The organism is Geodermatophilus sp. SYSU D00703 (genome assembly GCF_054050155.1).
In genome coordinates, this window is the sequence record NZ_JBJGYU010000007.1 from 105,885 (window position 1) to 127,850 (window position 21,966).

Here is a 21,966-nt window from a genome sequence, read left to right on the forward strand (position 1 = left end):
TGCTTCACTGACAGGAGCCGACGCGTCGGCCGTGAGCACCGGTCGAGGCGGAGCCGCACGGGCGAGGAGCCGCACATGGACACGTCGACCGCACCCGCTCCCGCTCGCACCGCCGCGCGCACGTGCGTGGCCGGCGACATCGGCCGGGAGCGCCGGGAGATCGAGGTCGAACCGGTGACCGAGCCGGCGCCGGCCGAGCCGCAGCCGGTCCCGGCACCGGCACCGGCTGCTCCGGCCCCGGCGTGACGGCCGGGCCCGAGCCGCCCGGGGACCCGCCCACGCTGGTCCCCGGCGAGCTGCGGGGCTACCGCCGGTTCCGCCTCGCCGAGGACGGGCTCCGCCCCCCGGTGCACGTGGCCAGCGGGCCCTGGAGCGGCCGGGTCCACTCCGCCCGGTGCGCCGTGGACGAGACGCACGCGCCGCCGGCGTGGGGCTGCGGCTGCGGCCTCTACGGCTGGTACCACCCGAGCCACGCCGGCCCCGGGGCCGGCTGGGGGGACGTGACCGCGGTGATCGCCGCCCGCGGCCGCATCGTCCTCGGCGACACCGGCTTCCGGGCCGCCGCGGCGCGGGTGGAGGCGGTCACCCTCCCGCGCCGCACCCGGCTCCGCCCGCGCAGCCGGCGCCGGTGCGAGCGGCTGCTCGCCGAGCGGTACCCGCGGGCGGCGGTCTACCGGTCCCGGCGGGCCATGGTCCGCCGGCACCCGCCCGAGGACCTGTCCGCCCTGGGCGTCACCGTCCGCGCCAGCCGCGCACCGCGCTACCGCTGGGCGGCGGTCGTGGTGTGGCTGGCCGGCGTCCTGACGGTGTGCTCGGTCGCGGTGGTCCCGCGGAGGACGCTGGCCGCGCTGGGCCCGGCGGAGTGGCTGGCGGCCCTGGGCGGCTTCGTCCTGTGGCAGGTCGCCCTCGTGTGGCTGGTGTTCCGGGGCTCGCCGCCGCCGGCGGGCCGGGACGCGGGCCCGGCCGGTCAGGCGCCGCGGTAGGTGCCCAGCGTCCACAGGTTGCCGTCGGCGTCGCGGACGTCGAACTGGTGGGAGCCGTAGTCGGTGTCGTGCGGCTCGCGCAGCACCTGCACCCCCGGCATGGCGCGCACCCGCTGCCAGGCGGCGTCGACGGTGGCGGCCTCGGCGGCGACGACGTAGACGCCCTGCGGGCCGAGCGCGCCCCAGTCGCCGGGCTTGCCGCGGCTGCCGAACATGACGCCGCCGCCGTCGGGCCAGCGGGCCTCGGCGTGCTCGACGGTCCCGTCCTCGCCGCGGTAGCAGGCGGTGATCGTGAAGCCGAGTCCCTCGGTGAGGAAGCGGGTGCCGGCGTCGACGTCGGTGAAGCCGACGCTGGGCCAGACGGTGGGGGCGGGGACCTGCGTGTGTGTCGACGTGGTCATGCCGGGGAGGGTGCCTCGCCGTCGGCGGGGCTGTCTTGGACGAATGGGAGCTCCTCGCGCAGCCAGGTGCCCACGCTGCAGCCGGCCAGCGCCCGCCACTCCCGGGCCAGGTGCGGCTGGTCGGCGAAGCCGCAGCGGACGGCGATCTCGGCCAGCGGCGGGCGGCGCGGGTCGACCAGGAGCCGGCGGGCGGCCTCGAACCGGGCGACCCGCGCGGCCTGCTTGGGGGTGAGCCCGGTCACGAGCCGGAACCGCTCGGTCAGGTGCCGCCGGCTCCACCCGACGTGCCCGGCGAGGTCCTCGACCCGGCAGCGGCCGGCGCTGCCGTGCACCAGGCGCCAGGCCTCGCCGACCTCCGGCGGCAGCGGAGCGGGACGCCCGCCGAGGCGGGCCAGCAGCGCGGCGTCGAGCCGGCCGAACCGCTCGGCCCAGCCGGGGGCCTCGACGAGCTGCTCGACCAGTCGCCCGGTCGCGGGACCGAGCACGTCGCCCAGGTCGACCGCGCGCTCGCCGAGCTCGCCCGCGGGCAGGCCGAGCAGGGCCGAGGCGCCCAGCGGGGTCAGCGAGTACTGCAGCCCGTCCTGGGATCGGCCGGCGTCGATCAGCGCGGGCCGGGTGTGCAGGCCCCCGACGACGGCGTGGGCGGTGACCGGGCCGCCGAGGGTGAGCCGCAGGGGGGCGGCCAGCTCCACGACGAGGCTCAGGTGGCGGGAGGGCAGGCCGCGGTGCACCCCGGTCGGGTTGGCCGGGACGCGGTAGCCGTGTGCCTGGGCGACGAACGGCCGCAGCGGAGCGGGCACGCGGTGCACGACGAGCACGGTCGGCGACCTCCTCACCTGGCGGCCGCCCATCCTGCCCGTCGTCCGGGGAGGTGGGGAGCGGGCCGCCCACGGCGCGGCCCGCGCTGCGCGGACCGGGTCGATCAGCCGAGGCGGCAGGCCGGGGCCTGCGCCTCCCGGCCCGGCTCGTCGGCGGCCGGTCGCACCGTGGACGCGCGGCCCAGCCCGAGGTCGTCCAGCGCCTGCTCGTAGCACTCGTGCAGCAGCAGGAGACGACCGATGAGCCGGTCGACGGGGTCCGCGGCCCGGTCCGGCGCGTCGGGGTCGTCCAGCAGGTCCCAGAAGAGGGAGGCGCACTGCTCCCCGTCCCCGTAGAGCAGCCGGGTGTCCGAGGTCGGACGCACGTGCAGAGCGGCCGTGAACCGATCGGACACCCTCCGGTGGAGCGCTGCGGTGAGGTCGCGGTAGCGGGCCATCCGCCGCAGGTGCAGCCGCCACGCCCCGCGGCCCCCCGACCGCACCGGGCGCTCGACGCAGAGGCCGATCGCCCGGCCGAGCAGCGGGACGAGCCGGGACCGGTCGGCGTCCGCGAGCCGGTCGTTGGCGATGCGCATGACCAGCGCAAGGTCCGCGTCCACGCAGTGCGGGTCGTCGCTGAACGGCTCACCGGCGAGGAGCGCCGTGTACTCCATGAAGCAGGCGCCTTCCGACGGGTTGCGGTGCTTGCCGCGCTCCAGGACGGGCATCGCGGTCGGCGGGGTCGCGTCGGGTCGTTCGCGCATGGTGGGCCTCCCGTGGTCAGCGCCGGTTCGCCATCGTGCCGCGCTGCCCGACCAGCCGCCGCTGGACCGACCAGCCGCAGACGCCGAGCACGAGCCACGCTGCGGTGTCGATGACCGCCTCGGCCGTGGTGTCCGGCGTGCGCAGGAAGCCCAGCGTGTCCGGCCACACCCGTGCCAGCCCGCTGAGGGCGAGCCCGGCGCCGCCCAGCGCGCAGGCCCAGATGACGGCCGTCTCGCGGAAGCGCTGCGTGGCCAGGCCGGTCAGCACGGCGACCGCCACCACGAACAGGATCGCGAGGACCACGTTGCCGTCGTCCCCCTGCAGCAGCCCGAACAGCTTCGCCCCGATGACCCCGCCGGCGAACGCCCCCACGACGAAGAGAGCCGCCCGGAACACGAAGGTGGCCAGCACCCAGGCCACCACGGCGGAGCAGGCGGCGACGACGACCGCGACGCCGGGGGAGCCGCCGAGCGACTCCGCCAGCAGCCAGCCGAGCGCGAAGCCGGACGCCAGCACCGTCAGGTGGATCGACAGCCGGCCGGCGAAGCACAGCAGCAGGCCGACGACGACCACGCCGACGCCGGTCACGCCGCACGCTCCTTCCAGCGCGACACCGGGTCCGGCCGGCTCGCGGTGCTCCCCATGACTCGGCCTCCAGGCTCGGGGGCGGGCTGGGACGATCGTCCGGGCCGCGGGCCGGTCCTGCGTCATCCCCGAGGGGTGAGTCGGTGCGCAGGCGGGGCGCCGGGAGCGCACGGAGACGACGAAGCGGCCTCGTTCGGTGGAGGCTCGGTCATCGGTGCTCAGGGCTTCGCACGGGCACCGGCTCGCGGCCACGCAGCAGCCCCTCTTGCGACGCGTCGACGTGGGCGGCGGCTCACCGGGCGGGTCCCACGGGAGGGCGACCGAGGGGCACGGGTCCGTCCTGCCGTGTTCCGCTCGAGCTCCCTGCGACGGGACGGCGACGCGAGCGATGAGTTCGGGGGTGCCCGGCAGTCTCCCCCGTGAGGCGCGGGGCGGCCCCGGGCGGTGGCTGTCCTCCGAGCACGACCGACCTGCATCAGCAGTGTCCCGAGGGGAGGACCGTCCCGACGGCTACGTCGACCGGGCCGGCGTGACCACGAGCGGAAGGAGCCACCCGTGCTGAGGCAGGTCGCGGAGGGTGTGCTGGTCCACCGGAGCGAGTTGCTCCGGAACAACGCCGTGGTCGTGCGAGGCCGGGCCGGCGTGCTGCTCGTCGACCCGGGGATACGCGGCTCCGAGATGGTCTGCCTCGCGCACGACCTCCGCGAGTTGGGCCAGCCCGTCGTGGCGGGCTTCTCGACGCATCCTGACTGGGACCACGTGCTCTGGCACGCCGAGCTCGGCGAAGCGCCCCGCTACGGGACAGCCCGCTGTGCGGCTCACGTGCGAGATCTGCTGTCGGACGCGGACTGGGAGGCCCGCGTCGCCGAGGGGTTGCCGCCGGAGATCACCGAGGAGGTCCCGCTGGACCTGTTCGGCCTCATCACCGGTCTGCCGGCCGGAACTGCGCACGTTCCCTGGGATGGCCCTCGAGTGCGGATCATCGAGCATCCGGCTCATGCTCCGGGGCATGCGGCGCTGGTGATCGAGGAACGCGGCGTTCTCGTGGCCGGCGACATGCTCTCCGATGTCCTGATCCCGATGCTCGACGACGTGAACAGCACCGAGGACCCGATCGAGGACTACCTCGTCGGGTTGCGGCTGCTCGAGGGCGTGGCGGACGACGTCGACGTCGTCATCCCCGGTCACGGGTCCGTCGGCGGGGCCGATCAGGTCCGCGCACGGATCGACCAGGACCGCGCGTACGTGCACGCCCTGCGCAACGGCCGTGATCCTGACGACCCGCGGATCGGCCCATCGGTCGAGCCCGGCTGGGAATGGGTGAGCGACGTACACGCAGGGCAGGCCCAGAGCCTCGCCCGGAGGAGCGAGCGCGACGGGGCGCCCGGCTGACGATCCCTGACTGGGGCGCGTGGGCTTGCTGGCCGGCGTCGTGGACGTCTCCGTGGCACCGCAGCCGGCGCCGTCGGGGCACGCGGGTCGGACTCGCAGGTCAGGAGCCGTACCCGTGGAGGAGAGGTGCGCCATCAGGGACTCGAACCCCGAACCCGCTGATTAAGAGTCAGCTGCTCTGCCAATTGAGCTAATGGCGCGTGTCGTCCGGCTCGCCGGCAACGAGAGAGAACGATACCAGCGCCGTCGGAGGGGCCGTCGGGGTGGTCCTCCGGCCCGGCGTCCGCCCCTGTTCCGGTTCCAGCGTGGACACTGGAGCACCGGTGCAGGCGGCCGGGTCGGACCGGCTGCCGACGAGGTGGAGGCGAACGCATGCGACGGACGACCGTGCTGGTGGCGGCGGGTGCGCTGGTCCTGCTGAGCGGGTGCCAGGGCAGCGAGGGCGGCGGGCAGGCGAGCGCCGAGCCCACCGCGACGGCGGCCCCGGCGACGGTCGAGGTGTCCCCGGCCGACGGCGCGGCCGACGTCTCGCCGTCCGCGCCGGTGGAGATCTCCGTCACGGACGGCGAGCTCGCCGACGTCACCGTCGTCGACGGCGCCGGTGCGCCGGTGACCGGCTCGGTCGCCGACTCGCCCGACGACCCGGCCACCGACGTCTGGACGCCGGACACCCCGCTGGCCTACGCCACCAGCTACACGCTCACGGCGACCGCGGAGAACGCCGACGACGCCGCGACGGAGACCACGGCCACGTTCACCACCGTGGACCCGGCGACGGTCACCACGCCCTCGATCGGGCCGCTGGACGGGCAGACGGTCGGCGTCGGCATGCCGATCCGGGTCTACTTCGACGAGCCGGTCACCGACAAGGCCGCCGTGGAGAGCCACCTGCAGGTCACCAGCTCGACGCCCACCGACGGCGTCTGGAACTGGTTCAGCGACACCGAGGTCCACTTCCGGCCGTCCCAGTACTGGCCCGAGAACACCGACGTCACGCTGGAGGCCGACCTCTTCGGCATCGATTTCGGCAACGGCGTGTGGGGCGAGAAGGACCGCACGGTCTCCTTCCGGATCGGTGAGCGGCACGTCTCGATCGCCGATGCGTCCACCCACACGATGGAGGTCTACGACGGCGACCAGTTGGTGCAGACCTGGCCGATGAGCGCCGGCAGCCCGGACAACCCGAGCTACAACGGCCCCCACGTGGTCACCGACATGAACCGCGACATGATCATGGACTCCAGCACCTACGGCGTGCCGGTCGACAGCCCGAACGGCTACCGCACCCCGGTCGAGTACGCCGTCCGCATCTCCGACAGCGGCGAGTTCGTGCACGCCGCGCCCTGGTCGGTCGCCCAGCAGGGCCGGGCGAACGTGTCCCACGGCTGCATCAACCTCTCCACCGAGCGCGCCCGCTGGTTCTTCGAGTTCTCCCAGCCGGGCGACGTCGTGGAGATCCGCGGCTCCGACGCGGGCACGCTGCGCTCGAACATCCACGACTGGACCATCCCGTGGGAGGAGTGGCAGGCCGGCAGCGCGCTGAAGTGAGCTGACGCCTCACCACGGCGTTTCCGCGGTGCTCGGGACGGGAATCGACACTCCGGTTTCCGAGCTAAGGAGAGTGCCGTGGACACCTGGCTGATCGTGCTCATCGTCGTCGTGGCGGTGGTGGTGCTCGCGCTGCTGGCCCTGACCATGGCCAAGCGCAACCGGATCAACTCCGCGCGCAAGCGCGAGCAGGCCCGCGACCACCTGCGCGAGGCCCAGCTGCGCGGCGCGCAGGCGGAGAAGGAGCGGGCGGCCGCCGAGGAGCAGGCCGCCCGGGCCCGGCGCGAGCGCGCCGAGGTCGAGGAGCGGACCCGGCTGGCCGAGCGGGAGGCGGAGCAGCGCGCCGCGGCGGCGCAGGAGCACGCGTCGGCGGCCGACCAGCTGCGCGCCAAGGCCGAGAAGCTGGCCCCGGGCCTGGCCGACTCGCACGGCCGGCACTCCGGTGACCCCCACCCCGACGGCACGCCGGCCGACGGCCGGTACGCCGACGGCGGCCGCTACGACGGCGGTCAGGGACAGCCGGCCGGTCCCGACCAGCCCGCCGGAGGCGCGACCCGCCGCTGAGTTCTCGCCCCTCGGACGGTCTGCACGTCCGAGGGGCGGACTCTGCGCCCCGCCGACGGACCTGGAGGGGCGCCATGACCGACCTGCTCGCCATCGGTACGCGCAAGGGCCTGTGGCTGGCCCGCAGCGACGACGACCGCCGCACCTGGACCCTGGGGGAGCCGCACCTGCTCGCCCAGGAGGTCGCCGCGGTGTCGATCGACACCCGCCGGCCGACGCCGCGGGTCCTCGCGGGCATCCAGTACGGGCACTGGGGGCCGACGGTCATGCGGTCCGACGACCTCGGCGCCAGCTGGCAGGAGACCGAGTCCGGCGCCATCCGCTTCCCCGAGGACACCGGCGCCGCGCTCGCCCGGGTGTGGCAGCTGCGCCCCGACAGCGCCGACCGCGCGGACGTCGTGTGGGCCGGGTGCGAGCCGCACTCGCTGTGGCGGAGCACCGACGGCGGCTGCAGCTTCGAGCTGGTCCGCGGCCTGTGGGAGCACCCGCACCGGCCCACCTGGGAGCCGGGCGGCGGGGGAGGTGCGGTGCACACCGTGCTGCCCGACCCGGCGTCGGACCGCGTCACGATCGCGATGAGCACCGGCGGGGTCTACGTCAGCGAGGACGGCGGGGGCGAGTGGACCCCGCGCAACTCCGGGATCAGCGCCGTCTTCCTGCCCGAGCCCCCGCCCGAGTACGGCCAGTGCGTGCACAAGGTCGCCGTCGACGCGGCCGGCCCCGACCGGATGTACGCGCAGAACCACTTCGGCGTCTTCCGCACCGACGACGCGGGCAAGGGCTGGACGTCGATCGCCGGCGGCCTCCCCGCCGACTTCGGCTTCCCGATCGTCGCCTCGCCGTCCACTCCCGGGACGGCGTGGGTGGTGCCCCTGGTCGCCGACATGCAGCGGGTGCCGCCGGAGGGCCGGCTGCGGGTGCACCGCACCCGGGACGCCGGCGAGACCTGGACCGAGCTGGGGGACGGGCTGCCCGACCGCTTCTGGGCCGCGGTCATGCGCGACGGGTTCTGTGCCGACGAGGCCGACCCCACCGGACTCTACGTCGGCACCCGCGACGGTTGCGTCTACGCCAGCGCCGACGAGGGCGACACCTTCACCCTGGTCGCCGACCACCTGCCCGACGTGCTGGTGGTCCGCGCCGCGAGGATCGGCTGATGAGTGTCGAGGTGGTGCTGCCCGGCGTGCTGGCAGACCTCGCCGGCGGGGCCAAGCACCTGCAGGTCGACTCCGGCGGCGGCACGCTCCGGGAGGTGCTCGACACGCTCGCCACCGAGCACCCCCTGCTGGACCGCCGGATCCGCGACGAGGCGGGTGTCCTGCGGCGGTTCGTGAACGTCTACGTCGACGGCGACGACGTCCGGTTCACCGGCGGCCTGGGCGCGCCCGTGCCCGACGGCGCCGTGGTGCAGGTGCTGCCGTCGGTGGCCGGCGGGTGAGCGGACAGGGCGGGAGCATCGCAGCGAGGAGCGCAGCGCCCCGCGGGAGGAGCGGGTGCACCGAGCGGACGAAGGCGAGAGGGGGCCGGCTCAGAGCGTGGCGAGGGTGGCGCACTCCGCGCACAGCTGGGAGTTCTCGTACCCCTCCGGTGGCCACACGGTCTGCTCGTCGACGGCGACGTAGGCGCCGCACAGCGCCTTGCGGCTGCGGCCGGTGACCCGGCCGATCGTGGCGTGCGCCGGTCCGATCTGCCGCGGCTGCAGGCCCTCGAGGCTGCCCACCGAGCCGACCATCACGACGGCGCGAGCGGTCCCGTAGGAGTAGGCGAGAGTCATGGCCCCAGCGTCGCCAGGCCCGCCGGGGCCGACCAGCACCCCGGCGAGCGTGTTCGGCGCTCCCGTCACTGCCGCCCCACGCGGCACGCCGGACGGCGCCGGGATCACCGGCCGGTGACGGCGGACCGGGCGACCGGGGCGGCCGCCGTCGTGAAGCTCCACGAGGCGCCGGTGAAGCGGTTGCCGGCGGCGTCCCGCACCGCGGTGCCGACCGACACCGTGTAGCGGGTCCCCGGGGCCAGGTCGGCGGTCGGCACGAGGGCCACCGAGGCCGTGGGCGGGTCGATGCGCAGCTCCACCGGGACCGTGTCCCCCCTGGCCGACCGCAGCGTGACCGAGGAGCGGCCGAGGCCGGTCACGGGCTCGCTGAACACCAGGCCGACGGTGGCGTCGGGAGCGACCCCGGTGGCGCCGGGCCCCGTGCTCCGCCCGGTGATCGTCGGGCGCACCCGGTCCGGCGCCGGGGTCCGGTCGGTGGTCGTCGGCGCGGCGGTGCCCGCCGTCGGCGCCGGTGCGGCGGTGGTGAACGACCAGGACACCGGCGCGAGGCGGTTGCCCGCCGGGTCCTCGATCTCGCCGCCGAGGCCGGCCGTGTAGCGCGTCCCCGGCGCCAGGTCCACGGACGGGTCGAGGACGGCCGCACGGGTGCCGGCGTCGTACCGGACGGCGGCGGGGACCGCCTCGCCCCCACCCTCGGGGCGCAGCACCATCGTCGCGGGGTCGACCCCGGTGACCGGCTCGCTGAACGTGGCGGTCACGGTCGCGTCCGGTGGCACGCCGCCGGTGCCGTCGGTCGGGGTGGCCCCGGTGACGGTGGGGACGGCGGTGTCGGGCGCGGGCCCGGTGGTGAAGGTCCAGGAGGTCCGGGCCAGGGCGTGGCCAGCGGCGTCCCGGATGCCCTCGGTCACGGTCGCCACGTGGCCGGCCTCGGGCGTGAGCGGCGCCGCCGGGTCGAGGGTCGCCACCCGCGACGCCGGGTCGTAGGTGACCGTCGCGGGCACGGCGCCGTCCGGACCGGTCAGCGTCAGCGTCGAGCCGTCGACGCCGGTGACCGGCTCGCTGAACGTGGCCGTCACCGGCGCGTCCAGGGCGACGGCGGACGCGCCCGACGAGGGCGTGACCGCGGTCGGCGCGGGAGCCGTGGTGTCCGGCGCCGGGGCGGTGGTGAAGGTCCACGTCGTGGTGGCCAGCGGGAGCCCGGCGGAATCGGTGATCCCCCCGGCCGCGGCGGTGTAGGTGGAGTCCCAGGCCAGCGGGGCGCTCGGCAGGAGCGACGCGGTGCGGGTGGCGGCGTCGTACGCGACCTCCGCCGCGACGGCACCGCCCGGGCCGGTGAGCGTCAGGCTGCCGGCGTCCACCCCGGTGACGTCCTCGCTGAACACGGCGGTAACCGGCGCGTCGGGCGCGACCCCGGTGCCGCCCGGCGCGGGGGACTGCCCACCGACCTGCGGGGGCACGGTGTCGGCGGGGTCCTCGGCCCGGTCGGTGTCCTCGGCTGGGGCGGTGTCCTCGGCCGGGACGGTGCCCTCATCCGGAGTGGGGCCCTCGTCGGCCGGCAGCGGGGTGTCGCCGGTCGCCGGGGAGGCCTCGCAGCCCTCGGCCGGACCGGGGGTCTCGGCCGGCCCGGTGACGCGCATGATCGCGACCGGCCGCGGCGGGTCGAGCTCCGTCCCGGCCTGCTGGGGCCGGTCGAGCTCCGTCCCTGCCGGTGCCTCGTCAGGTGTCGTCCCGTCCGGTCGCTCGGCGGGCACCTCCCCGTCGGGCACCGCCTCGTCGGGCACGGCCTCGTCGAGCACCGCCTCGCCGAGCACCGTCGCGGCGGGCGTCGTCTCGGCCGGCGTGGTCTCGGCCAGCGGCTCGGCGTACTCCTCGTGCCCGATGCCGTGGCCGTTGCCGAGCAGCACGGCCTGCCGCTGCTCGAGGGTGAGGCCCTCGTCGTTGCGGGTGCCGGCGAACGGCGTCCGGTAGCGGACCTGGAACCCGCCGTCCGGGTCGGTGGCGACCACCTCGTCCGGGTCGATCAGGTACCCGCCGGTGTCGTTGGCGAACGGGTCGGCCGACAGCTCCGTGACGGGGATGGGCTCGCCGTCGGCGTACCGGGCGACGCCGGCCACGAGCACGTCCCCGGTGGCGGGGTCCAGGAACGGCGCGCCGGTCCACCGCAGGTCGTCGACGGTGACCTCGTCGCTGTCCTCCGGCGTGGTGACGACGAGCCGGTCGCCGGGGCGGATGTCGGGGGTCTGCACGTCCCAGCAGTCCCCGGGCCGGGCGGCGACCTCCGCCGGGCCGCGGTTGACCTCCAGGCCGGGGCCGCCGTCCTCGAGGAGCCGGGCCGGCCCGCTCGCCCGCCCGAGGACGAGGTCCTCGCCGCTGTCCGGGTCCCGGCGCAGCACCTCCACGACCAGCGGCGTCCCCTCGGGGTAGCCGTGGACCGCCACCGAGTCCGCGTCGTGCGAGACGGTGACGCGCTCGCCCTCGTCCACACCGGGGCCGGTCAGGGACGCCTGGGCCGGCGTCGCTCCGATCAGGTCCTGGCCGACGAGGGCGAGCGCGGTGCCGGCGACCACCGTCGCGACCGCGCCCCGCCGGGTGCGACGGGCGAGGGACGAGCTGGACATCGCGGCTCCCGGGTCCTCCGCGGTCCTGGGCTCCCTGCCTACGACGCGTGGCCGTCCGTCGTCCCGGACGGCGGCGCCGCGACCGCTGGGTCGACCCTGGAGGGGCGCGGGCGGTCGCGGATCCCGGATCCGGGGGGTGTGCTCGGCGGTCCGCGGTCCCCGAAACGGGGGGTGTCGGCCGGTGGTGCTACTGCCGCCTCTCCAGCAGCCACATGACGAACCCGACGATCATGATCAGCGCCACGATGACCACCGCGATCCAGATGTCCATCGAAGTCATCAGCCGATCCCTCCTCTGCATGCGCGTGGGGTCGCCTCGGTTCGGCGGCCGGGGGGCTGGTCTTCGGACGCAGCGACGCTAGGTCGCACCGGATCGGGCCCGGTTCGGCAGAAGGGGTGCTTTGCCAACTTCTTGCCGAACTCACAGGAAGCACGCAGGTACTCACAGGAAGCGCACAGGTGCCGGCACCCGGGGGCGTGACACCACGCCTGGAGCGCTGCATCCTGACGCTGACGAGGGCGGCGCCCCCCCGGACGGCTGCGGAATGGAGTCGATGCCGTGCGCACTCGGATCATCGGCGTGGCCGTGCTCGCCTCCGTTCTCGCGACCTTCCTGTTCGGTGTCCCGCTGGCGGTCGCGGTGCTGCAGTACGTCGTCCAGCACGAGCGTGGACACCTGGTCCGGGTGGCGAACGAGGTGGCCATCGAGGTCTCCGACGACGTGGGCAGGGACCGCCCGATCGACCGTGACGACATCACCGACGTCGGGGACGACGGCGAGGACCTGCAGGTGGCCGTGTACGACGACGACGGAGGGCGGCTGGCCGGGGTGGCCCCCGCGGACGACCTCGGCGTCCTGGAGCAGGCGCTGGACGGCGAGATCAAGGGCGGTGTCGACGGCGACGTCCTCGTCGCGGCCGCCCCGGTCACGCACGCCGACGAGGTGATCGGCGCGGTGCTGGTCTCCGAGGACCGCACGGACGTGCTGGGCCGGGTGGCGGTGATCTGGGCGGGGATGGCCGGCCTCGCCGCGGCAGCGGTGACCGTCGCCTGGCTGGTCGGCCGCCGCCAGGCGCGGCGGCTGGCCCGCCCGCTGGAGGACCTGGAGGAGACCGCCCGCCGGCTCGGGGACGGCGACTTCAGCGTGCGCAGCCGCCGGGGCGGCATCCCCGAGCTCGACTCCGTCGGGGCGGCGCTCGACACGACCGCCGCCCGCCTCGACGACCTGCTCGCGCGCGAGCGCGCGTTCTCCGCCGACGCCTCCCACCAGCTGCGCACGCCCCTGGCCGGGCTGCGCCTGCGGCTGGAGTCCGCGCTGGAGCAGCCCCACCAGGACCCGCGGCCGGCGATCGCCGCCAGCCTGGCCGACGCCGACCGCCTGGAGACGACGATCGAGGAGCTGCTGCTCCTCGCCCGCGCCGGGCAGGCCACGGCGGCCGGGCCGGTCGACCTCGGGACCCTGGTCGGGGAGCTGTCGCCGGAGTGGGGTGCGCGGCTGGCACTGCAGGGCCGCGACCTGGTGGTCCGGGTCGACCCCGACGTCCCGCAGGCACGCGCGTCGGTCGCCGCGGTCCGGCAGGTCCTCGCCGTGCTGGTCGACAACGCGACGGTGCACGGCGCCGGCCCCGTCACCGTGGCGGTGCGCTCCGCCAGCGGCGCGGTGGCGGTGGACGTCGGCGACGAGGGACCCGGCGTGTGCCTGCCCTCCGGGCTGCTGTTCGTCCAGCGCGCCGACCGCCGCGACGGGCACGGGATCGGCCTGGCGCTGGCCCGCCGGCTCGCCGAGGCCGAGGGCGGACGGCTGCACCTCACCCAGCCGTCGCCGCCGGTGTTCACCCTGCTGCTGACGGCGGCCGAGGCGGTCGCGGGGGAGCCGGCGGGCGCCGACGCGGCGACCTCCGCCGGCGTGCTGAGCTCGGGTCAGGGCTCCTGACGGGGCGGTGCTGACGCGGACGGGCGAGAGGCCCTGGTCAGTCGCCTGACCAGGGCCTCTCCCGTGTGGGGTGAGTGACGGGGCTCGAACCCGCGACACCCAGGATCACAACCTGGTGCTCTACCAGCTGAGCTACACCCACCACGTCTCCCGGACGCCTGCTGCAGGAGCGGGTCGACCGGGGAACCGGGGCAACGATACCGGGTCTCAGGCGCCCGACGCCGCCGGGGGTGCCTCGCCGGGCACCTCGCCGGGCCGGCCGGCGTCCTCGGCGGCGAACAGCGCCGCGAAGGACTCGGTGACCTGCGCGGAGGTGGCCTGCGCCTCGGTGGTCGAGGGGCCCGAGCCGTCCACGAAGAGCGTCCGGCGGTAGTACGCCAGCTCCCGGACCGACTCGATGATGTCGGCCAGCGCGCGGTGGGCCAGCCCCTTCTGCGGCTGCGCGAAGTACACCCGCGGGAACCAGCGGCGGGCGAGCTCCTTGATCGAGGAGACGTCGATCATCCGGTAGTGCAGGTGGTCGTCGAGCTCGGGCATGTCGCGGGCGAGGAAGCCGCGGTCGGTGCCGATCGAGTTGCCGCACAGCGGTGCGGTGCGCCGCTCGGGGACGAAGCGCTTGACGTAGGCGAGCACCTGCTGCTCGGCCTCCGCGACGGTGAGCGTGGCGGCGCGCACGGCCTCGGTCAGGCCGGACTTGGCGTGCATCTCGGTCACGACGTCGGCCATGCCGGCGAGGTCGTCGTCCGACGCCGAGATGACCAGGTCCAGCCCCGGGTGCAGGACGTTGAGCTCGGAGTCGGTGACCAGCACCGCGACCTCGATGAGCTTGTCCCGGGTGAGGTCCAGCCCGGTCATCTCGCAGTCGATCCAGACCAGGTGTCCCGCGCTGTCAGCCACGACCGACGACCCTACGTCCCGCTCGCCACGACTGCCCGCGTGTCGGCTCCATAGCGCATCCGCCACACCGGTGCCAGTCGGGGCTCCGGAGAAGTGTCCGGCGACCACTACGCTCGGCCTGATCCGCCCCGAGACCAGGAGTTCCGCCGTGCCCGCTGCCGCACCCGCCGCGACCGACCGAGCGGTCCTCCCGGCTCCGGGTTCCCTCCCCGCCGCGCTCCGGCACCCCCTGCTCGCGCTGCGCTGGCTGTGGGCGGCCTACGCGACGCCCGGCCGCCCGGGCCGCCCGACGGGGCAGCAGGAGCTGCGCTGGTTCTACGCCGCGTGGCTGGGCGCGTTCCTGCTGAAGATGCTCGGCTCCTCCTGGGACGTCTCCTGGCACTTCAAGTGGCTGCGCGACGACCTGGCCCCGCCGCACCTGCTCAACTCGGCCGGCACCGCCGTGGTCGTCGCGCTCGTGGTCTTCCACAGCTACACCGGCTATGGCGTCGACCGCCGGGCGCTGCGGCTGATGCAGGTCGGGATCGCGACCTTCCTGGTCGCCATCCCGGTCGACATCGTCAACCACCGCATCAACGGCCTGGACATCACCAGCTGGAGCCCCAGCCACGCCCTGCTCTACATCGGGACGGCGATCATGCTGGCCGGCGCCATCCGCGGCTGGTGGCTCCACGCCGCGCCCGGCCGCCCCCGCGACCTCGTCGCGCTCGGGCTGTGGCTGTTCTTCGTCGAGAACGTCGTCTTCCCGAACCAGCACCAGGAGTACGGCGTCCTGTCGCTGCAGGCCTACGAGGCCGGCCGGACGACGGCCGAGCCGCAGCTGCTCGACTTCGCCGCCTCCCAGGGGCAGACGCCGACCACGTTCATGCTCCCTGTGCCCGCCTGGGTGCACCCCGCGTGGATGCTGTGCGCCGGCCTGCTGGCGCTCGTGGTGGCCCGCAGGCTCGTCGGTCTGCGCTGGACGGCGACCGCCGTCGCGGCCACGTACCTCGCCTACCGGGGCGTCATGTGGCTGGGCCTGGTGGCGATGGACTTCCCGCCGTCGGTGCTCCCGCTGGTGTTCCTCGTCGCGGCGGTCGCCATCGATCTCGCGGTGACCCTGCGGGTGCCGGGCTGGCTGGCGGGGCCGCTGGTCACGGCGGTCTTCTACGTCGCCGGCGCCGGCCAGGACGCGATCGGCTTCCTCCCGCCCTGGGACTGGAGCCCGACGGCGGTGGTGCTGACCGGCGTCGTGTTCACCGCCCTCTGGACGGCGGTCGACGTGGTCGGCCGCAGCCCGTGGCTGGCCGCCTGGGCGCGGCCGGTGGAGCCCGGGCGGGAGCAGGAGCCGGACGCCGTCCTGAGCGCGGTGGGAGGCGGCACGCCGACCCGCTGAGGGCCCCGGCCCGAGGTGTCACATGACGTAACGTTCAGATGACAGCTCTGCCGGGGGCGGGTCCCCGCCGACCCCCAGACCCCGGCTCCAGCGCTGGCGCGGCTCCCCGCCGCCCCGCTGCCAGACCCGCTCGGAGGACCACGTGCTGCCCCTCACCCCCGTGCCGCTGCAGACGGCAGGGGAGCGTGCGCTCTTCGCCGAGCTGAGCCGCTGGGACACCGGCGGCGCGGTCCGGGGCGCGGTCGTGGCCTCCATCCCGGTCGTCGACGGCCCGATGGAGCGGCGGCTCGCCGACGCGGTCCTGTTCGTGCCCGAGGGCCTGGCGGTCGTCCGGGTGGTCGAGGTGGCCCACCAGAGCGGCGTGGTCACCGCGGCACCCGAGGGTGCCTGGACGATCGGGTCGGAGGTCGGCCGGCCGGGCGACGTGCTGCGGCTGGCCGGGGGCGGGTCCACGCCGCTGGACGGGCTGATGCGCGCCGGCATGGACGCCGCCGTCCGGCTGCGGCGCGCGGGTCTCGAGCCCGGCCGGATCGCCCGGCTCACCGTGCTGGTCGGCGACCTCACCGGGCTGGTGCCCGCCGACGGGGACCTGGGCGAGGGCGACCAGGTGGCCCTGCTCGAGCCGCGGTCGCTGCTGCTGGGCATCGCCCGGGCGGCCCGCTACACCGGCGTGGCCAACCCCCGGCTGTGGACCACCGCCGACGTCCGCGCGGCACTGGACGCGCTCGGCATGGCCGGGCGCGGCCCCACGGTCCAGGAGCTCAACGGCGAGGGCTTCCCGTACTCGCCGTACGTGCTGCGCACCCCCGAACTGCTCGCCCCCGCCGCGATGACGGCCGCCTCGCGTGCCGGGGCCTCGGCGGCTCCTGCCCATCCGGCGCCGCCGGCCGCCGCCGCGCCGCCGCCGGCCGCCGTGCCGCCGCCCGCCGCGCCGCCCGGCCGCCCGCTGGTGGACCCCGCGGCCGCGGCCGCGGTGGCCGCCGCCGCCATCCGCGCCGACGAGGAGGCCGCCGCCCGTGCGGCCGCGGCCCGGGACGAGGTCGCGGCCGCCTCCGCCCTCGTCGCACCCGCGCAGCGGGGGCCCGAGCCGGCGGCCGAGGCACCCCGGGTCGGCCCGAAGGACACCCTCATCGGCCCGACCGTCGGCGTGACGGTGGAGGAGACCGGCGGCATCGGCGGGCTGTTCGCCGGTGCCGAGCGGGAGGAGCCGGCGCGGGCCGAGGAACCAGCCGCACCTGCGCCCGTCCCCGCGCCGCCGGCCGCGCGGCCGCACCTGCCCGAGGGCGTTCCACTGGTCGGCCCCCGGAGGCGTCCGCGGCCGTCGCGGCGCACCGCGGTGCTCGTCGGCGCCGCGCTGCTGTTGGTCGTCGTCCTCGGGATCGGCGCGACGCTGCTGCTCGGCGGGGACGACGACGGGCGGGCGTCGGCGGGTGCCGCGACGTCGGCGGCGGGGGACACCACTGCCCCGGTGGAGGCGCCGACCGGTCCGGAGCCTGGCGACCGCGAGGTGGTCGACGGCCTGACCTTCGTCGTCCAGGAGGTCCAGGTCGACGACACGTGCGCCGGCAACGCCTACGGCGCCGTGTCCGACTTCTTCTCCGACACCGACTGCACCGGCCTGGCGCGGGCGCTGTACGCGACCGAGGCCAAGGGGCGGCCGGTCGTCGTGTCGGTCTCGGTGGTCGACATGGGCGAGGCGTCGGCCGCGCGGGCGCTGCGTGCGCTCGCCGACCGCAACGGCAGCGGCAACGTCAGCGACCTGCTGCGCGAGGGGGTGCGCTACGAGGGCGGCCCGAAGGAGCTGTCGAACGCGGAGTACTCCAGCGCGGTGTCCGGCAGCACCGTGACGATCGTCGAGACGGCGTGGGCCCGGGGTGGGCGGAAGGGCACCGCGCAGGACCTCGACGTCGTGGCCTCGACCGCGCTGGTCCTCCCCATGCCCGACCCCACGGCCTGAGGCCCCGTCCAGGGCACCGCCCCGAGCGTGCGAGGCGTGGGGAGGACGGGGTCCTCTCTCTCAGGACAGGGCGGCGGCCTCGGCCATCGCGGCGAGCAGGGCGGCCATCCGGGCCCGCGGCAGCCGCCCGGCGCTGTGCGGCGTCGAGTTGATCAGCCCGAACACCGCGTGCGCCCGCGCCCGGCTGGCCGCGACGTCGGCCCCCGGGTGCAGCCGGCCCAGGACGTCGACCCACACCTCCACGTAGCGGCGCTGCAGCCGCCGCACCTGCGCCGCCTCCTCTTCGGCCAGCGATCCGAGGTCGCGGTCGTGCACGGTGATGAGCGCCGGGTTGTCGAGGGCGAAGTCGACCTGGAAGGCGATGAGCGTCCGCAGCTGGGCGAGTGGGTCCCCGCCGGCGGCGGCCACCCGGTCGGTGCCGCCGGCCAGCAGGCGCTCGCTGATCCGCAGCAGCATCTCGGCGAGCATCGCGTCCTTGCTCGCGAAGTGCCGGTAGATCGCCGGGCCGGTCACGCCGACCGCCGCACCGACGTCGTCCACCCCGACCGCCCGTGAGCCGCGCTCGGCGAACAGCTGCGCGGCCGCGCGGAGGATCTGCTCCCGGCGCGAGGGGCGCGTCGCGTCGGCGTGCAGGGCGGTGTCGACGTCGGTCACGGACCGGATGCTAACGCTCGTTGACCAGTCGAGTGAACCGTCGTTAACATCGCCGCGTGGACGCACCTGTGCTCTCCCGCACACCCACCGCCGACGGGGAGTCCGCCACGCGGAACGCCGCGGCCCACGCCGCACTCGTCGCCGACCTCGCCGCGCAGCTGCGCCGGGTCGCCGACGGCGGCGGGGAGCGGGCCCGGCAGCGGCACGTGGAGCGCGGCAAGCTGCTGCCCCGCGAGCGGGTCGACGCGCTGCTGGACCCGGGCAGCCCGTTCCTCGAGCTCTCCCCGCTGGCCGCGCACGGGCTCTACGGCGGGGACGCCCCCGCGGCCGGGATCATCACCGGCATCGGCCGCGTCTCCGGCCGCGAGTGCGTCGTCGTCGCCAACGACGCCACCGTCAAGGGCGGCACCTACTACCCGATGACGGTGAAGAAGCACCTGCGCGCGCAGGAGGTGGCGCTGCACAACCGGCTGCCGTGCGTCTACCTGGTCGACTCCGGCGGCGCCTTCCTGCCGATGCAGGACGAGGTCTTCCCCGACCGCGAGCACTTCGGCCGGATCTTCTACAACCAGGCGACGATGTCGAAGGCCGGCATCCCGCAGATCGCCGCCGTCCTCGGGTCGTGCACCGCCGGTGGGGCCTACGTGCCGGCGATGAGCGACGAGGCGGTCATCGTCCGCGAGCAGGGCACGATCTTCCTCGGCGGCCCGCCGCTGGTGAAGGCGGCGACCGGCGAGGTCGTGACCGCCGAGGAGCTCGGCGGCGGCGATCTGCACAGCCGGGTCAGCGGGGTCACCGACCACCTGGCCGAGGACGACGCGCACGCGCTGGCGCTGGTCCGGCAGATCGTGGCCACCCTCGGCCCGCGCAGCCCGCGGCCGTGGGACGTCGAGCCGGTCGAGGAGCCGCGGTACCCGCCGGAGTCGGTCTACGAGGTGGTGCCGCCGGACCCGCGCACGCCCTACGACGTGCGCGAGGTGGTCGCGCGGCTGGTCGACGGCAGCCGGTTCGCCGAGTTCAAGCCCCTCTACGGGCAGACGCTGGTCACCGGGTTCGCGCGGCTGCACGGCCACCCGGTCGGGATCGTCGCCAACAACGGGGTGCTGTTCGCCGAGTCGGCGCTCAAGGGCGCGCACTTCATCGAGCTGTGCGACCGGCGCAGCATCCCGCTGCTGTTCCTGCAGAACATCTCCGGGTTCATGGTGGGGCGTGACTACGAGGCCGGGGGCATCGCCAAGCACGGCGCGAAGATGGTCACCGCGGTCGCCTGCGCCCGGGTGCCGAAGCTGACCGTGGTCATCGGCGGATCGTTCGGCGCGGGCAACTACTCGATGTGCGGCCGGGCCTACTCGCCCCGGTTCCTGTTCACCTGGCCCAACGCGCGGATCTCGGTGATGGGCGGGGAGCAGGCGGCGTCGGTGCTCGCCCAGGTGCGCCGCGACGGGCTGGAGGCGCGCGGCGAGCACTGGCCGGCCGAGGAGGAAGAGGCGTTCAAGAAGCCCATCCGCGACCAGTACGAGACCCAGGGGCACCCCTACTACGCCACCGCCCGGCTGTGGGACGACGGCGTCATCGACCCCGCGCAGACCCGCACCGTGCTGGGCCTGGCCCTGTCGGCGTGCGCCAACGCGCCGCTCGAGGACGTCGGCTACGGCGTCTTCCGGATGTGAAGGAGGCCTTTGTGGCCACGATGGCCGTCCTGGCCGGGGAGTGGTGACGGCCGTGTTCGAGACAGTCCTGGTCGCCAACCGCGGCGAGATCGCCGTCCGGGTGATCCGCACGCTGCGGTCGATGGGCATCCGCTCGGTCGCCGTCTACAGCGCGGCCGACGCGGGCGCGCGGCACACCCAGGTCGCCGACGTCGCCGTCCCGATCGGCCCCGCGCCCGCGGTGGAGAGCTACCTGTCCATCGAGCGGGTGGTCGACGCCGCCGTCCGCACGGGTGCGCAGGCGGTGCACCCCGGGTACGGCTTCCTCTCGGAGAACGTCGAGTTCGCCCGGGCCTGCGAGAAGGCCGGGATCGTCTTCGTCGGCCCGCCGGTCGCGGCGATCGAGGCGATGGGCGACAAGATCCGGGCCAAGCGCACGGTGATGGCCGCCGGGGTGCCCGTCGTCCCGGGGCGGACCGAGCCGGGCATGGACGACGACACGGTCGCCGCCGCGGCGGTCGAGGCCGGCTTCCCGGTGCTGCTCAAGCCGAGCGCCGGCGGGGGTGGCAAGGGCATGCGGGTGGTGCGGTCGGAGGGTGAGCTGCGCGACGCGATCGCCGCCGCCCGGCGGGAGGCCCGCGGCTCCTTCGGCGACGACACCCTGCTGGTGGAGCGCTACATCGGCTCGGCCCGGCACATCGAGGTGCAGGTGCTCGGCGACGCGCACGGCACCGTCGTCCACCTCGGCGAGCGCGAGTGCAGCCTGCAGCGCCGGCACCAGAAGGTGGTGGAGGAGGCGCCGTCCCCGCTGCTGTCCCCGGCGCAGCGGGCGGCCATGGGGCAGGCCGCCGTCGAGGCGGCCCGCGCCGTCGGCTACACCGGGGCCGGCACGGTGGAGTTCATCGTCGACGCCGAACGGCCGAGCGACTTCTTCTTCCTCGAGATGAACACCCGGCTGCAGGTCGAGCACCCGGTCACCGAGATGGTGACCGGCCTGGACCTGGTCGAGCTGCAGGTGCGGGTGGCCGCGGGGGAGCCGCTGCCGTTCGGCCAGGCCGACGTCCGCCTCGACGGGCACGCCATCGAGGCGCGGCTGTACGCCGAGGACCCGGCCCGCGGCTTCCTCCCCCAGGCGGGCACCGTGCTCGGCTTGCGCGAGCCCGACGGCGCCGGCATCCGGCTGGACAGCTCGCTGGCGGTGGGCTCGGTCGTCGGCACCGACTACGACCCGATGCTGGCCAAGGTGGTCGCCCACGGCCCCGACCGGGAGACCGCGCGGGCCCGGCTGGTGGGCGCGCTCGGGCACACCGCCGTCCTCGGGGTCCCGACCAACACCGCGTTCCTGCGCGCCCTGCTGACCGACCCCGACGTGGTCGCCGGCCGGCTGGACACCGGGCTGATCGAGCGGCGCGGCGCGGCGCTCACAGTGACCGACCCGGTGCCGCCGACGGCGTACGCCGCCGCAGCCCTGGCGCTGCTGGTGGAGTCCGAGCCGGCCGGGCCGGTGGTGGACCGCTGGGACGTCCCCGACGGCTGGCGGCTGGGCGAGCCCGCCTGGACGCTGCGCCGGCTCCAGGCCGCCGGCGGGGAGCCGGTGACGGTGCGGGTCCGCGGCCGCTCCTCCGCCGCCCAGGTGCAGGTGGGCGACGCCGACCCGGTGCCCGCGACCGCGCGGCGGGACGGCGGCGAGCTCGCCGTGACCCTGGACGGGGTCACGTCCCGGTACGCCGTCGTCCACGCCGGCGGCGACGTCTGGTTAGCCGCGAACGGCCGGGTGGCGGCCTTCCGCGAGCACGAGCGGCTGCACTCCGCGGCCGAGGGCGCCGGCGGGGGCGGCGTCGTCACCGCGCCCATGCCCGGGACGGTGACGGTGGTGCAGGCAGCGGTCGGCGACCAGGTGGAGGCGGGGACCCCGCTGCTGGTGGTCGAGGCGATGAAGATGGAGCACGTGCTGACCGCCCCCGTCGCGGGGACGGTCACCGAGCTCCCGGTGGAGGCCGGCCGACAGGTCCGGCTCGACGAGCGGGTGGCCGTGGTGACCCCACGGGCCGCCGACGAGGGGGAGTGACCGGAC

20 protein-coding genes and 2 tRNA genes are annotated in these 21,966 nt (G+C 75.7%); 12 read left to right on the plus strand and 10 right to left on the minus strand.

What is annotated here, in order from left to right; translation table 11 throughout:
* Positions 1–75: 75 nt before the first annotated feature.
* Entirely contained in the window at positions 76–246 is a 171-nt protein-coding gene (locus tag ACI782_RS10225; RefSeq protein ID WP_456908720.1) for a hypothetical protein, read from the plus strand.
* Positions 243–983, plus strand: coding sequence for a hypothetical protein (locus ACI782_RS10230; RefSeq protein ID WP_456908722.1), 741 nt, complete (start codon positions 243–245; stop codon positions 981–983). Before ACI782_RS10225 ends, ACI782_RS10230 begins: the two co-directional genes overlap by 4 nt.
* On the opposite strand, the gene ACI782_RS10235 is transcribed toward ACI782_RS10230, so the two are convergent.
* The 4 genes from ACI782_RS10235 to ACI782_RS10250 all read right to left on the minus strand — a co-directional run bounded on the left by ACI782_RS10235 (position 968) and on the right by ACI782_RS10250 (position 3,534).
* Entirely contained in the window at positions 968–1,384 is a 417-nt protein-coding gene (locus ACI782_RS10235; protein ID WP_456908724.1) for a VOC family protein, read from the minus strand. The genes ACI782_RS10230 and ACI782_RS10235 overlap by 16 nt on opposite strands.
* Entirely contained in the window at positions 1,381–2,202 is an 822-nt protein-coding gene (locus ACI782_RS10240; RefSeq protein ID WP_456908726.1) for a helix-turn-helix transcriptional regulator, read from the minus strand. Before ACI782_RS10240 ends, ACI782_RS10235 begins: the two co-directional genes overlap by 4 nt.
* Before the next feature lie 104 nt (positions 2,203–2,306).
* The gene (locus ACI782_RS10245; RefSeq protein WP_456908728.1) at positions 2,307–2,945 is read right to left on the minus strand and encodes a hypothetical protein; all 639 of its coding nucleotides are present in this window, start codon (positions 2,943–2,945) and stop codon (positions 2,307–2,309) included.
* A gap of 16 nt (positions 2,946–2,961) precedes the next feature.
* Complete coding sequence (locus ACI782_RS10250) at positions 2,962–3,534, minus strand: hypothetical protein (RefSeq protein WP_456908730.1); 573 nt, start codon at positions 3,532–3,534, stop codon at positions 2,962–2,964.
* Positions 3,535–4,149: 615 nt separating this feature from the next.
* Here ACI782_RS10250 and ACI782_RS10255 point away from each other — a divergent pair.
* A complete protein-coding gene (locus ACI782_RS10255) occupies positions 4,150–4,923 on the plus strand; it encodes an MBL fold metallo-hydrolase (protein WP_456908816.1) in 774 nt (257 codons plus the stop codon).
* A 127-nt stretch (positions 4,924–5,050) separates the two neighbouring features.
* On the opposite strand, the gene ACI782_RS10260 is transcribed toward ACI782_RS10255, so the two are convergent.
* Positions 5,051–5,123: transfer RNA gene (locus ACI782_RS10260), tRNA-Lys, on the minus strand.
* A 172-nt stretch (positions 5,124–5,295) separates the two neighbouring features.
* Between ACI782_RS10260 and ACI782_RS10265 the strand changes: the two genes are divergently transcribed.
* The 4 genes from ACI782_RS10265 (at position 5,296) to ACI782_RS10280 (ending at position 8,473) form a co-directional block, all read left to right on the plus strand.
* Positions 5,296–6,471 (plus strand): L,D-transpeptidase, encoded by a 1,176-nt coding sequence (locus ACI782_RS10265; RefSeq protein WP_456908732.1) that lies wholly within the window; start codon positions 5,296–5,298, stop codon positions 6,469–6,471.
* A gap of 78 nt (positions 6,472–6,549) precedes the next feature.
* Positions 6,550–7,035: a hypothetical protein gene (locus tag ACI782_RS10270; RefSeq protein ID WP_456908734.1), complete on the plus strand. Its 486-nt coding sequence runs from the start codon at positions 6,550–6,552 to the stop codon at positions 7,033–7,035.
* 74 nt (positions 7,036–7,109) lie between these two features.
* A complete protein-coding gene (locus ACI782_RS10275; protein ID WP_456908736.1) occupies positions 7,110–8,192 on the plus strand; it encodes a WD40/YVTN/BNR-like repeat-containing protein in 1,083 nt (360 codons plus the stop codon).
* Positions 8,192–8,473, plus strand: a complete 282-nt coding sequence (locus tag ACI782_RS10280) for a MoaD/ThiS family protein (RefSeq protein WP_456908738.1) — start codon at positions 8,192–8,194, stop codon at positions 8,471–8,473. Before ACI782_RS10275 ends, ACI782_RS10280 begins: the two co-directional genes overlap by 1 nt.
* 90 nt (positions 8,474–8,563) lie before the next feature.
* On the opposite strand, the gene ACI782_RS10285 is transcribed toward ACI782_RS10280, so the two are convergent.
* Together ACI782_RS10285 and ACI782_RS10290 are read right to left on the minus strand one after the other, a co-directional pair.
* Positions 8,564–8,809, minus strand: a complete 246-nt coding sequence (locus ACI782_RS10285) for a hypothetical protein (protein WP_456908740.1) — start codon at positions 8,807–8,809, stop codon at positions 8,564–8,566.
* A 104-nt stretch (positions 8,810–8,913) separates the two neighbouring features.
* On the minus strand, positions 8,914–11,427 hold the full coding sequence (locus ACI782_RS10290) for an Ig-like domain-containing protein (RefSeq protein WP_456908742.1): 2,514 nt from the start codon (positions 11,425–11,427) through the stop codon (positions 8,914–8,916).
* A gap of 559 nt (positions 11,428–11,986) precedes the next feature.
* On the opposite strand from ACI782_RS10290, the gene ACI782_RS10295 reads away from it, so the two are divergent.
* Positions 11,987–13,360 carry a sensor histidine kinase gene (locus tag ACI782_RS10295; protein WP_456908744.1) on the plus strand — a complete coding sequence of 458 codons (1,374 nt, stop codon included), beginning with the start codon at positions 11,987–11,989 and terminating at the stop codon, positions 13,358–13,360.
* Between the two features lie 66 nt (positions 13,361–13,426).
* On the opposite strand, the gene ACI782_RS10300 is transcribed toward ACI782_RS10295, so the two are convergent.
* Together ACI782_RS10300 and orn are read right to left on the minus strand one after the other, a co-directional pair.
* Positions 13,427–13,502, minus strand: a tRNA-His gene (locus ACI782_RS10300).
* Between the two features lie 65 nt (positions 13,503–13,567).
* The gene (gene orn / locus ACI782_RS10305; protein WP_456908746.1) at positions 13,568–14,257 is read right to left on the minus strand and encodes an oligoribonuclease; all 690 of its coding nucleotides are present in this window, start codon (positions 14,255–14,257) and stop codon (positions 13,568–13,570) included.
* A 148-nt stretch (positions 14,258–14,405) separates the two neighbouring features.
* Between orn and ACI782_RS10310 the strand changes: the two genes are divergently transcribed.
* Together ACI782_RS10310 and ACI782_RS10315 are read left to right on the plus strand one after the other, a co-directional pair.
* Positions 14,406–15,632: a hypothetical protein gene (locus ACI782_RS10310; protein ID WP_456908748.1), complete on the plus strand. Its 1,227-nt coding sequence runs from the start codon at positions 14,406–14,408 to the stop codon at positions 15,630–15,632.
* Positions 15,633–15,774: 142 nt separating this feature from the next.
* A complete protein-coding gene (locus ACI782_RS10315) occupies positions 15,775–17,589 on the plus strand; it encodes a hypothetical protein (protein ID WP_456908750.1) in 1,815 nt (604 codons plus the stop codon).
* Between the two features lie 60 nt (positions 17,590–17,649).
* Here the strand turns inward: ACI782_RS10315 and ACI782_RS10320 are convergent, their stop codons facing one another.
* On the minus strand, positions 17,650–18,243 hold the full coding sequence (locus ACI782_RS10320; protein ID WP_456908752.1) for an SACE_7040 family transcriptional regulator: 594 nt from the start codon (positions 18,241–18,243) through the stop codon (positions 17,650–17,652).
* A 56-nt stretch (positions 18,244–18,299) separates the two neighbouring features.
* On the opposite strand from ACI782_RS10320, the gene ACI782_RS10325 reads away from it, so the two are divergent.
* Both ACI782_RS10325 and ACI782_RS10330 read left to right on the plus strand, forming a co-directional pair.
* Positions 18,300–19,913, plus strand: a complete 1,614-nt coding sequence (locus ACI782_RS10325) for a carboxyl transferase domain-containing protein (protein ID WP_456908754.1) — start codon at positions 18,300–18,302, stop codon at positions 19,911–19,913.
* A 52-nt stretch (positions 19,914–19,965) separates the two neighbouring features.
* Positions 19,966–21,960, plus strand: coding sequence for an ATP-binding protein (locus tag ACI782_RS10330; RefSeq protein WP_456908756.1), 1,995 nt, complete (start codon positions 19,966–19,968; stop codon positions 21,958–21,960).
* Positions 21,961–21,966 lie beyond the last annotated feature (6 nt).